Genomic DNA, 12,314 nt, shown 5'->3' on the forward strand with positions numbered 1-12,314 from the left:
ATCTAAAACCTCCAACTGGGCAGGCTTTGTGACAAAGTCATCTAAATCCATCGGTTGAGCAAAAACAACAATGGCATTTTCCGGCAAGGTTCCTTCAAACTCTACATAATACTTTTTCAAAACATGCTTTTTGGGAGACAAAAGCTCATGTGTGAGCTGTCCATCGTTACAAACCAACAATAAGCCTTCCGTATCCAGGTCAAGACGACCAACAGGATAGAGATCATTTCGAATACTTGGAATTAATTCCATAACTGTAGGATGCAAAGTATCTTCTGTTGCACTGACATATCCAGCCGGCTTATTTAAAATATAATACTCATAACGAACATAAGAGACGGGTACATCATCCACATAAACCGTCTGGTCTTCCTTAACTTGAAAATCTGCTTTTTTAATGGTTTTACCTTCAATCGTCACCCATCCGTTTTTGATGATGTTTTTAACTTCATTTCGAGTTCCATATCCCATATGGGAAAGAAATTTATCCAGCCTCACTGCCATCGCCATCCTTTCGCATATTTATTTTTTATGATTCCTTTATCAATCTTTCCAAAACCCAGTGGAAACCCATCCACACAAACTAAGATCCAACCTTTTGATGTTGTATCCCGATCTTTGATATCAATCGTTTCTCCTTTTAGATATTTGATTACTCTGGGATCATCCACAGATAAATCCACTGTATTTTTAAATTGACTCTTTTTAAGAGCAAGGGCAAAAGCCTGACTTGGCTCGAAGTGATTCTTTTTGATTTCCCCACAAATTAAGCCAGAACGTAATAAACGCCATCTTCTCTGTTCAGGAAGCTGTTGAGGGCTCCAGATTATCTTATCGTTCTTGATTGAAAAACACCCCTTAGAGAAATCAAAGGAACATTTCTTTAAAAATTCTTTAAAGGCTTCCGGTAAAGAAGAATTCTCCTTTTTGACAACCTTTTTAGAAGCATTCCCCTCTTTTTGTAACAGAGCCACAAAGTGCCCTTCTCCTTTTATTTTATGAGGATAGAGTCGCACACATTCTTCCATGCCAATGCCACTTGCAAAGCCTGGCATTTTAGAAATAGGAACTAGATGCAGATCGGAATGTCGCTGCAATACATCCTGAATGACTTCTTCATTTTCCTTTATTGAGAAAGTGCATGTCGAATACACGATTTTTCCTCCCGGTTTCAACATATCTACAGCACAGGAAAGAATGTCTTTTTGAATGGGTGGATAATACGTATCATCTCTTTCTTGCCAGCTGCTGATTAAATGCGGCTCTTTTCGAAACATCCCTTCTCCACTACACGGCGCATCCACTAAAATCTTATCAAATGTTTCTTTAAAGCGTTTTGAAAGATCTAAAAGATCTTCGCTACATACCCAAGTATTGTAAGAGCCAGACAATTCAACGTTTTTGATCAATCCCTGACAGCGCGATGTACTGATATCATTGGATAATAATAAACCAGTATTCTGTAATTTAGCTGCCAGCTCTGTACTTTTTCCACCCGGTGCAGCACATGTATCCAACACGTATTCACCTTCTTCTATCGGCAAAACTTGTGCCGGCAACATGGCCGAAGGTTCCTGAAGATAATATAAACCCGCATAATAATATGGATGCTTGGCAGGCTTTTGATCGCCTTGATAATAAAAGCCATTATCTGCCCAGGGAATTGGTTTTAATTGAAAAGGAGATATTTTCAAAAAGTCTTCTACACTGATTTTATTTGTATTGATGCGCAAACCATAATAGCGTTCTTGTTCAAAACTTTGCATATAAGCTTCAAAATCATCTTTAAGAAGCTCTTTCATCTGTTGTATATAGTTTTTCGGTAATTGAATCGACATAACATATCTCCTTTTTTGCACCTCATTATAGCATATACGAATTTATCTGTTCCATGAAGAGATATCGATATCTTTGGGGAAAGACACCTATTTATATTCAGTAAAATTTGCTCTCTTCCTCAAATATGCAAAAAAAACTATAACGATTGATTCTTCATTTCAAACGTTATAGTTTCTTTTTTTATCGTATCATATCGCGTGTGATTTCCTGAATTGTAGATGCGCCGCACATTTCCATCGTATCTATCAGTTCTTGTTCTAGTTGATCAACAAGTGCCTTGACGCCTTCCTCTTGTGCACCATAAATCATATTCACAAAAGGTCTGGCAATCAAAACACCATCTGCACCTAGTGCCAGTGCCTTAAAAATATCTTGTCCGCTGCGAATACCTCCATCAACCAGAATGGTCATATCTTTACCTACAGCTTGTACGATTTCTTCTAATACATCGGCCGTAGCTGGCGTATCATCTAAAACACGACCGCCGTGATTGCTCACAACGATGCAAGAAGCGCCCGCTTCTTTAGCCTTTAAGGCACCTTTCACACTCAGGATTCCTTTCGCAATAAAAGGTACATCAATTTCCTGCACGATCTCTTTTAATTCTTCTACATTTTTTCTTCCTGCCGGTGGTACAAATCCTTTTAAGAATGGTAAACCGGCTGCATCAATATCCATGGCGATGGCCAACGCGCCAGCTTCTTTAGCAAGCTTTAATTTTTCAACCACCATTTCTTTAGCCCATGGCTTAATGGTAGGAACACCGATTCCATCATTTTCCTTGATGTTTTGGGTTGCTCCGATCATGATCTGATCATCCGTTCCATCGCCGGTAAAAGCCATAATTCCGGCATCTTTACAGGCTTTGATCAGCACTTTGTTGTAGGTTTGATCCACATAAGCATCTCCGTAATGCATACTTACAGCGCCTACCGGTCCTGCAAACACTGGCAGGCGGAATGTATGGCCAAATAGATTCGTCTGCGTTGATACCGGTGTATTTTCACAAATCGTATCCATCACAAGATGAATATTTTTCCAGGCATCATAATTTCGAATGGCGACCGTACCGCTACCTTTTGCACCGGGCCCCGGTATCGTATTGCGGCAAGCTTTTCCATTACAAACTGGACATGACTTACATAGATCATTCATATTTTCTCTGGATTTTTGTAATATTTGTTCTACTTTCATCTTTTAAAGTCTCCTTATCATTTGATACCACTGCACATCACCATGTACGGAAGAAGATAAACCTTGATTTTCAAATCCTAAATGTTCATAAAATGGAATTTTTTCTTCTTTACATGTCAATATGATGGCTTTACGTCCTTGTTTTTGCGACTGTTCTATTATATATCGAATCAATAAGGAAGCATATCCTTTTTTACGATAAGCCGGTAATGTGTTGACACCAAAGATCATCTGTATCTTTCCTGATTCATTATGCAGTTCTGCCTTTTCATACATTTCATCCGTTAGCGTTTCTTCATCGGTACAGAATCCATCAACAAAGCTGATGATTTTTCCATCGCTTTCTAACAACCAAAAATGCTCAGGATAATAAGTCAATCTTTGTTTAAACTGTCCTTTTGTACACGCCTGTTCCGGTGGAAAACATTCATTCTCTATAGCACTGATTTCTTCAATATCCTGCATAGATGCGGTTCGTATATTCATAAGAGCCTCCTTCGATAAAAAAGCTAAATATATTTATATCTGCGTCAAATAAAAGCTAAAACCTTCCTAATTTAAACTAACTAAAAGCAAAATAAACTAAATCATTTTGTTTATCTAAACACTCAAAGTATAGCTTTTTCTCTTATTTTAGTAGAGTTACAAATATAGCCAATTTATATAGAACTCTAATAACTGCCTTTTATCCACCTGTGTCTCTTACAACGTACTTTTTAAATCTTTTGTAAATTGGAAAAATCACCTGGAGTCTAATCGATAACTATATCCAATACTTTCTCCCTCTTTTAATGATGAATAAAGCAATATTTTATAATTATTCTGTATTAACAATGTATTTAGTTGAATAAGCTCCATGGCTACATCAAAATCTTTACATATAAGATTATCTAAAATATTGTAAGGTATCATTATTTCAGGAACTAGTTTTCTCATTGCGTGATGCCATATTTGATACCTGTTTCTAAGAAAACCTCTTGCTGTCATTTCTAGAATTTTTGCATATTTTCCAATTCTACTTTCAAAGGAGCACTCCAATAACTCATTTGCAGTAGCTGCTATCCAAATTGCCACTTTTTCTTCTTGATTCTTAGCCTCCATTAACATTTGCGCCGTTTGAATCGTTCCTTTATTACTTGGTTTTGTCAAGTAAAGAAATTCAATCGGATTCTTCATAATTAGTTTTTTTCTTGCCTCAGCTTCTTTTACAGTCAACCAATCATATCCATAAATACATCCTTCCCTGTTATATTGAACAAAAATTGTTTCTGCAAATGAAGGATCTGTCAAGATTTCTGGAAATTGATAACTGTTTTGCTTCCAAAGACTGTAAACATCTTCCCATTTCATTTTTTCAAACATATATTATTATCTCCTGATTTTTCAAATTATTCGTAATCATCGTTTTGGTTTTTTACATAAAACTGTAAATCATGCCAATGTGAGAAATGATATGCATGGTCCTTGTCTAAAAAAATATTAGAATATAGAAAAGTAATAATATCTATATCATCAAACAAATCAAACACCCATTCTTCAAGATCATCTCTTTGAAACTCTTCGTCATCGACTTCCCCATCCATCTCTATAAAAACAATTCCTTCTTCATTACAAAGATAGATGATCAACTCTTCCATTACACTGTGTGCAATAATAGGAGCTCCACTCTTAGCATTTTGAATGATACATTGTAATGTACAAAACATATGATAAAGAAACTCATAATCATAATGCATTAAAAATTGCGGAGGAAGACTATCTTTCATCCATGATACATCTAACTGACCTATATGCGCTCCCACCGGCAAAGATGAAAGAGCTTCCATATCTTCTCTTATATAATCATATAAAATATCACTTCCCACCGCAAAAGATAAAGAAGCATAATCTCCAAATTGTTCTTCCAGATAAGTGGACCAATTTGAGTGATCTTTATATTCTTGAATTAACATTTTACTATCTGTTTCATCCTGTTCTGGGAGTATCCGCCAATTCAAAGCTTTACAAATCCCTCTACATTTATCTTGGCGGATTGATTCTCCAGATTCATATCGATACCATGTTTTTGTCCCTACGTTTGCACGAGAAGCAGCTTCTTCAATTGTTAAATTTAATTCTTCTCTTCTTTTCTTGATCTTTTTACCAAGTTGTTCGCTTCCTTTAATTGTTTTTTGCATATTTTCCTCCTTACATGACACGTCATCTTTATGTCATTATGTCATTAAGTGCAAAGGCTGTCAACATTTTTATCAACAGAAATATGCTCACTTTAATATTAAATTTCAAAATAAAAGAGAATTCTAAAATATGATATTGGCCTTAGAGTTATTGAACATCTATAAATGTTCTAAAATCATAGTGGATAAAGGTAACCGAACTCATTGATAGTTCATATCTGTCTTTGATTTGCCTCGAATTTTACTTTTTTCGGGACATATCCTTAGATTTCATACCTTTTAGATTGATACTGGTAAATGCACTGTCAATCTTGACGATTTCTTTTAAAAGAGTATTCCGAATATGAACTCCAATCGCTGCATAAAGCTTATGACGGATATGAAAACAGATCATTTTGCTCTTGCCTACAGCCACAGCCTCTTATTTCAGTTTCATCTGATGAAGTTCACAGGCAATAAAGGTTAGCCATATGTGGTAGTGGCTCCTTGTAAGAGAAAAACGATATTTATTGTATCTCTGAAGATTTTTCCACAATCTCTACAAAGAGACTTTTTTCCTGTGTTTTTTTAATCCATTTTCTACAAAATGAAAAGATCCTCAACAAGAACAACGAGATACATTACATTTAATTTTTCCTGAATTTATTGTATCCAAATTACTCTATCGCTTGTCAATTTATAAATGAGGTTTTGAATGAATTCGAGTTCTATCAGTTTTAGACTGTTTAAAAGTATTTTATTAATCATAGAAAATATCCTTTATATGTCAAAGAATATCCCCTACCATCAATGTATTTAGCTTATTTCAATAAATAAACTAAATATATGTTTATTTAAGCTAATAAAGTGAAAAATAAGCTAGGTAGCGTCAAGAATTATGTGTAAAAGTATATCCTTGGTAAAGCAGATTAGCTCTTGAACCAATCTTCTCTAGTTGTTTGTCCAAAACCTCTATGTACGTGATTCATGTTTTTCTCGTTGTAACGATTGAATTGAATCACAAGGTATTTCTCTTCAGATTTTTCCGTTGGAAATTGTTCTTTCTTTTTGAAACTTCGTTTTAATTGTTTATTGTTTCCTTCAATCAGATTTGTTGAATAAATCGTATGCCTAACACTTTCTGGATAATCATAGAATGTAAACAGATAGTCATTGTTGCTGAGACTTTTCACCATTGATGGATATTTGTGTTTCCACTTATCGATGAATTTCTTTAGAGAAGTTAAAGCTTCTTCTTTTGATTTGGACCGATATACCTCTTTAAATTCATTGGCCACTTCTTTTCTGTCACTGACTCTTACTTTTGCACATATATTTCTTTGAATATGGACCAGGCATCTTTGAATTTTAGAGCCCGGAAAAATGTCCTGTATTACATTTTCCATTCCAGACAATCCGTCTGTACAAAATAAAGAAATACGTTCAACCCCTCTTGATTTAAGGTCTTTCAGAAGTTCTTCCCATATCTCAGCGGACTCGTTTGGTGCAATCATATAGCCAAGAATTTCTTTTGTACCTTCTACTGTGATTCCTAGTGCTATATGGACCATTTCCCTGGATACAGTATCACGGCGTAAAGGCATGGATGTTCCATCAAGATATACAATGGCATACTCTTTGTTCAATATTCTGTTTTTGAAGGAATCTACACATTCCAGAGCTTTGTCCGTAATATTAGATATGGTCTGTTTAGAATAGCGAGCTCCACATAATTTTTGGATCATGGAACAAATTTCTGAATGGCTCATTCCTTCTTCAAATAAATCCAAAATCGTTGTTTCGGTAAATAGATCTCGTCTTCTGTATTTAGGCAGAAGAGAAGTGAAAAATTCTCCCATTCTATCTCTTGGAATATTGAGCGTAATAGTTCCATATTTTGTATCAAACTTTCTTTGATAGGAACCATTTCTAGAATTTTCGTTATTGGTTCTAGCGTATGGTTCATAATCAAGAAAAGCCGTCAACTCATATGCGAGTATTTCATTGAGAGATTTCTCCAACTCTGAACGAAACAGTTCAGTTACAGCCTGTTCAAAAGCTGGAAGATTGTTGTCATTAGAAAATAGGTTTTTCATTAAAGATGTAGTAAAATAGTTCATGGGTATATTCCTTTCGTAAATTGTTTTTGGTCGAACTAATTTTACTAAGGATATACCTTTTTTTCTATATTTCCAGAAAAACGAATTTACACAAGATATTTTATGCTATCATAAGCTAAATCATTTTGCTTATTTAAACACTCAAAGATAGCTTTTCTCTTGTTTTCGTAGAATTATAAATAAAGCCGATTTATACAGTGCTCTAATAACTACCTATTTCCCTGACCCTGACAATCGCATTTCCAAATACTCTTTTAACTTTTCATCAACACAATAAATATAACAGCCCTTTGGGCCGCAGGTTAAAAATGTTCCCACTGTTCACATTGCAAACATGATGAAAGACTCCTGTCCAATACGATCTTTCAGGACAATAAGCTGCCTTTGAATGTTCTTCTGTATGGTTTGTTCCTGATTTTTACTGCAAAAAAAGGAATCTCCAGTTTACAGCTTTCCGAAGAATTGAAAGTGAACTATAAAACTGCCTGTCTGCTACAAACAAAAGCTCGAATCCTTATGAGAAACTCGAATTCCAGGAAATCACTGGATTCGAGTTTTTATGAATCGGATGTTGCCTAGGTGCTCCCTCTCATAATGGAAAACATGGATTGGGGACCCGTAAACGGCCTTTTTTAGTTGTGCTCTCTACGGAACGGGAGAACCAGTACTCTCTTTTTGTAAAGCTAAAGGAAATGACGGTTGATTCCAGAGAAAATATTGAAAGTTTTTTTGATCAGTATGTTGTCATGTCCCAGGACAGGAAACAGAATACGGATGGTATATCCATCTACAATATCTTAAAAGCAAAAATACAGGTCCAGAATGAAAAGATCGACTATGATCAAGAGGAACATCGACTGTATTTTCTGAACAAAATCGCTTCGAGTTTCAATCACCAGTTATTGCATGTATTCCATAGTATAGGAAAAAGAATGCTTCCCTTATATTATGCAGAATATGAATGGCAATTTAACCATAGAAAGAGTAGAAACATTCTGGAAAGGATAAAAACATACATTAGTCATTCAAGTATAGCAACTCAAAGGATGATTCGATCCTCTATGGATCTGTATGCCGATACAAGAGGTTTACAAACTTTTTTGGAAGATCTGATGGGTACTCACGAAAGAAAATAAAAAAAATCTCATCCGGTCATTTTTTGGTAATATCTTCTTTTTATAATCAAATTTGTAAAGGAGATTTTTAGAACATGAACAAATACTCAATTGGTAATGAATTAAGACAAGTAGAAAGATTAAAAAAACAGTATCCTCCAGGAACAAAAATCCAGTGTATCCAAATGGATGATCCTTATCATGCCGTTGCCCCAGGTTCCATCGGCACAGTCGATCATGTTGATGATGCCGGTACGATTCACATGTCTTGGGAGAACGGATCAAGTCTTGGACTAATTCCTGGCAAAGATCATTTCAAGGTCATTGGAAAATCGGAACGCAATAAATCGAAAGACCAGGAGTGCTAATGTACAAAGAAATTCTTTATAACATTTCTACCTTTGAAAAGAAGAAATCCAGAAATCAAGAACGCATCAAAACCATAGATAAAGAACACAGCAAATTGTATGATGACCTCAAGAAACTGTATAAGCTCAAAATCAGTTTGAGAAATTGAATAATGGCCCCACCACCATTCCAAATCAACTTTAAGGAATATCCCTAAGATCGTATGACATGGAATTTGATATATAATATGGTTAAAATTTTGTATAAAAACCTCACTTTTTAAAGGTTTTTATGATAATATTTAACTAGGTGATGGATGTGAAATACTATGATGAAATTTTAGATTTAGGAGTTTTCTCAAAAAAAGATATTGAAAAAGTGATTCAAAATCCTAAAACGGCTGAATCATTTTTATCACGCTCTCTTAAAAAAGGATATATCAAAAGAGTGAAACACAATTATTATGTTGCAATGGATATCGTAAATAATAGTCCACTTTACAACAAATATATAATTGCTACAAAACTCGATCGCGGTAATTATATATCCTATCATTCTGCTTTAGAATACCGCGGTTTCAACAATCAAGTATTTAACGAGCTTGTATATTCCGGAAATAACAGAGTGAATGATTTTGAATTTGAATATATCACTTATCATTTTGTTCAAAGCAAATGCGATCTGCAAATAGAATCCAATTATGATGGGCTCAGAATCACGAGCGTCGAAAGAACAATGATCGATTGTATTGATCAAATTGATTTAGCCGGCGGCATAGAGGAAATCTATCGAGCATTTAATAGCATTCACAATATAAACGAAAATAAGTTATTAGAAATACTAGACTTTTATAACAAAAAAGTTTTATACCAGCGATCCGGTTATATTTTAGAAACATTTAAAACCAATCTCGGTATCAGTGATGCTGCCCTTAATTATTTGCAATCAAAAATCGGTTCATCAAAATGTTATCTGAATACTTCTAAAAAGATACCCAGTACAACATTAGATAAAAAGTGGAATGTTTGTGTTCCTCACTATATTTCAACAATACTAAGTAAAGGAAGTGATATGAATGAACTTTAATAAAAGACAATTACAAAAAGAAGCTGATCAACATCATTATGTAAGAGATACCTATGAAAAAGTTGTTCGCTTAGTCGATATATTGTCTTATATACGTTCTGAACAATTTTTATTTGAAAACTTAGCTTTAAAGGGCGGGACAGCTATAAATTTAACAATATTTGATTTACCGCGATTATCGGTCGATATCGATTTAGATTACACGAAAAATTCTTCTAGAGATGATATGTTAAAGGATAGAAAAATAGTCAAATCATTGCTCATTGATTATCTAGAAAAAAATGGCTATCAGCTTGGTAAAGACTCACGTGAACATCATGCGCTTGACAGTATTAAAGCAACCTACACTAATGCTGGAGGAAATCTCGATAACATCAAAATAGAAATAAACTATATGTTAAGAGTTCATATCTATGAGCCGGTGATCGTAAAAACCAAAAACTATGGATTAATTGGCGAAGTTGAAACTCGAACGGTTGATCCCATCGAGATATTTGGAAGCAAACTTGTGGCTTTGATGACTCGTTCGACACCAAGAGACCTTTATGATTTCTTTTACATGATAAATGCAAATATTTTTAATGAAGAAGAAATTAAAAAAATAAAAAAATGTGCTGTGTTCTATAGAGCAATCAGCAACGAAGATGGAATGTTTGATTTTAACTTAGACAACTTAGATTCTATTACACAAAATAATATCAAAAGATTTTTGATACCTGTTATCAATGCCAAAGAATTTTTCTCATTATCAGAAGCTAAACAAACTATTAATGATTTCTTTAACAATCACTTTATATTAGATGAAAATGAATTCATGTTCATAGAACAGTTTAAACGAAAGAAATATATCCCTAAACTGCTTTATGACGGCGATGAATTAAAAAGAATTCAAAATCATCCCATGGCCATATGGAAAACCAGAGAAACAAAAAAGTCTTAAATACTATCAATAGCATTAGCCAACGCATAGACGTTGGTTTTTTATACGCTAAAGAAAGAAGGAAAGGCACGACCAGACAAAAAAATAAAGATCCGTCTTAGTGAAACGGAGCTTATCAAATTAAACGCATTGACCAAAGAAAGTGGAAGATCCATTAAATCTTATCTTCGCTCTTTGATCAATGAAATCGTTCCCTGCAACAAACCAAACCTGGAATATTTGGAGATATTAAGCGAGCTAAGACACATTGGCAGCAATATGAATCAGATTGCCCTTATTGCCAATAAGTCATCTTATATCGATTATAAATAATATTCCGATAATGTTGATTTACTTTTAATGATAACGTAAAGATCCGCGTCATCGTCTCACAAGGAAAGCCGATTTATATAAAAGAATAGTTATAGCAATTACTGCAATCTAGGATATCAAAGACACTGTAGAAAACGTAGGATTCTTGGAGTCCATCCCATATTATGAGAAGTCACATTATTAGGCGGTATATTCTTTACGTTTTTGTCCTTTATCATGATCCTTACTGTCTATGGGCGATTCTTTAAGCTTTATATTTATACAGCCATATCCCCAATTCCTTTATCGTCATCGGCTGGTGAAGCCACTCAAAACATTTCCTATACTTTCATGAAGTCTTATGCCGGCGTTTGCCTTGAAGGAGCGATGATCGTACTGGCATGTGTGATCTTCTCAGCTTTTGCCTCGGCTCCGCCTGTTATTGATACCGATGCCAGTGCTGTCATTATGTTATGGAGCTATATCGGTGAAATCGTATTTAATATGCTGATTCTTATCGGAACCGTTAAGATGAGTGACCGGTTAGTGAAAGACATGATGGGATTATAATATATCAATATTATTACCACATTTTATTTTTATCTTGTATAGTCAGTATACAAGATATATAATATTAGTGGTGATAATAAATTATGAATGAAATTGAAAGATTGCAGAAAAATTTCTCTTTAATTCGAAGATCAGTTGGATGGACTGCCCAAGAATTTGCTGATAAGATTGGCGTTTCTAAAATGACAATAAGTAATATTGAAACTAGCAGATACCCTTTAACTAAGCTTCAATATATTGCTATCAGGAGCGTGTTAGATGCTGAAATAGCAAGAAATAAAGATGAAACAGAAATGTTGGCCACATTGCTAGATATGCTAGTGGATCATCCAGAAAATTATGAGCCCGAAGAAAAAGATGAATTGATTCAAAAGGCTCAACTAATCTCACCTTCTATTCTTGCCGGAACTGCAACAAGAAAAGAAGCATCAAAAGAATGGATGAAAATAGCGGGTACAATTTGCGCAGCAAGCTTAACGTTTCTAGCAACAAATCCCCATTTAGTTAGAGAAATTGGATCTTGGATATACAAAGCCACTGCTTCTAAAAAGAAATAAAAAAACAGGAGGAAAAGACCAATGTCATTAAGTTAAGCAAAACATGATCTTATGAGTCTTGTCTAAAATAGGCGAGGCTCTTTTATTTGTGAAAAAAA

General features: G+C 34.5%; 15 protein-coding genes. 7 read left to right on the forward strand and 8 right to left on the reverse strand.

Annotated features, from left to right (window positions below):
* From U0M88_RS01400 to U0M88_RS01435, 8 genes are all read right to left on the reverse strand, one after another.
* Window positions 1–504: pseudouridine synthase (locus U0M88_RS01400; protein ID WP_331868667.1), on the reverse strand; the 504-nt coding region annotated here is incomplete at its 3' end.
* Window positions 495–1,838: an RsmF rRNA methyltransferase first C-terminal domain-containing protein gene (locus tag U0M88_RS01405; protein ID WP_259295350.1), complete on the reverse strand. Its 1,344-nt coding sequence runs from the start codon at window positions 1,836–1,838 to the stop codon at window positions 495–497. The genes U0M88_RS01400 and U0M88_RS01405, both read right to left, overlap by 10 nt.
* A 181-nt stretch (window positions 1,839–2,019) precedes the next feature.
* A complete protein-coding gene (locus U0M88_RS01410) occupies window positions 2,020–3,033 on the reverse strand; it encodes an alpha-hydroxy-acid oxidizing protein (protein ID WP_331868668.1) in 1,014 nt (337 codons plus the stop codon).
* Between the two features lie 3 nt (window positions 3,034–3,036).
* Window positions 3,037–3,519 carry a GNAT family N-acetyltransferase gene (locus U0M88_RS01415; RefSeq protein ID WP_117446826.1) on the reverse strand — a complete coding sequence of 161 codons (483 nt, stop codon included), beginning with the start codon at window positions 3,517–3,519 and terminating at the stop codon, window positions 3,037–3,039.
* Window positions 3,520–3,774: 255 nt separating this feature from the next.
* Complete coding sequence (locus U0M88_RS01420; RefSeq protein ID WP_195222923.1) at window positions 3,775–4,395, reverse strand: hypothetical protein; 621 nt, start codon at window positions 4,393–4,395, stop codon at window positions 3,775–3,777.
* 26 nt (window positions 4,396–4,421) lie between these two features.
* The gene (locus tag U0M88_RS01425) at window positions 4,422–5,210 is read right to left on the reverse strand and encodes a helix-turn-helix domain-containing protein (protein ID WP_117446828.1); all 789 of its coding nucleotides are present in this window, start codon (window positions 5,208–5,210) and stop codon (window positions 4,422–4,424) included.
* A gap of 241 nt (window positions 5,211–5,451) precedes the next feature.
* Window positions 5,452–5,625: a hypothetical protein gene (locus tag U0M88_RS01430; protein WP_181965644.1), complete on the reverse strand. Its 174-nt coding sequence runs from the start codon at window positions 5,623–5,625 to the stop codon at window positions 5,452–5,454.
* 493 nt (window positions 5,626–6,118) lie between these two features.
* Entirely contained in the window at window positions 6,119–7,309 is a 1,191-nt protein-coding gene (locus U0M88_RS01435; RefSeq protein ID WP_115240803.1) for an IS256 family transposase, read from the reverse strand.
* A gap of 563 nt (window positions 7,310–7,872) precedes the next feature.
* On the opposite strand from U0M88_RS01435, the gene U0M88_RS01440 reads away from it, so the two are divergent.
* The 7 genes from U0M88_RS01440 to U0M88_RS01470 all read left to right on the forward strand — a co-directional run bounded on the left by U0M88_RS01440 (window position 7,873) and on the right by U0M88_RS01470 (window position 12,216).
* Window positions 7,873–8,445: a transposase gene (locus U0M88_RS01440; RefSeq protein WP_331868671.1), complete on the forward strand. Its 573-nt coding sequence runs from the start codon at window positions 7,873–7,875 to the stop codon at window positions 8,443–8,445.
* 74 nt (window positions 8,446–8,519) lie between these two features.
* Entirely contained in the window at window positions 8,520–8,792 is a 273-nt protein-coding gene (locus U0M88_RS01445; protein WP_331868669.1) for a DUF4314 domain-containing protein, read from the forward strand.
* Between the two features lie 298 nt (window positions 8,793–9,090).
* A complete protein-coding gene (locus tag U0M88_RS01450; protein WP_331868670.1) occupies window positions 9,091–9,858 on the forward strand; it encodes a type IV toxin-antitoxin system AbiEi family antitoxin domain-containing protein in 768 nt (255 codons plus the stop codon).
* Window positions 9,848–10,798, forward strand: coding sequence for a nucleotidyl transferase AbiEii/AbiGii toxin family protein (locus U0M88_RS01455; protein WP_272003951.1), 951 nt, complete (start codon window positions 9,848–9,850; stop codon window positions 10,796–10,798). The genes U0M88_RS01450 and U0M88_RS01455 overlap by 11 nt, the downstream gene beginning before the upstream one ends.
* A 33-nt stretch (window positions 10,799–10,831) precedes the next feature.
* Window positions 10,832–11,110: a plasmid mobilization protein gene (locus U0M88_RS01460; RefSeq protein WP_272003953.1), complete on the forward strand. Its 279-nt coding sequence runs from the start codon at window positions 10,832–10,834 to the stop codon at window positions 11,108–11,110.
* A 204-nt stretch (window positions 11,111–11,314) separates the two neighbouring features.
* Window positions 11,315–11,659, forward strand: coding sequence for a hypothetical protein (locus tag U0M88_RS01465; protein WP_442902226.1), 345 nt, complete (start codon window positions 11,315–11,317; stop codon window positions 11,657–11,659).
* Window positions 11,660–11,742: 83 nt separating this feature from the next.
* Window positions 11,743–12,216, forward strand: coding sequence for a helix-turn-helix transcriptional regulator (locus U0M88_RS01470; RefSeq protein WP_272003955.1), 474 nt, complete (start codon window positions 11,743–11,745; stop codon window positions 12,214–12,216).
* The last annotated feature ends 98 nt before the right edge of the window (window positions 12,217–12,314 follow it).

The organism is Faecalicoccus sp., from assembly GCF_036552745.1.
Taxonomy (GTDB): Bacteria; Bacillota_I; Bacilli_A; order Erysipelotrichales; family Erysipelotrichaceae; genus Faecalicoccus.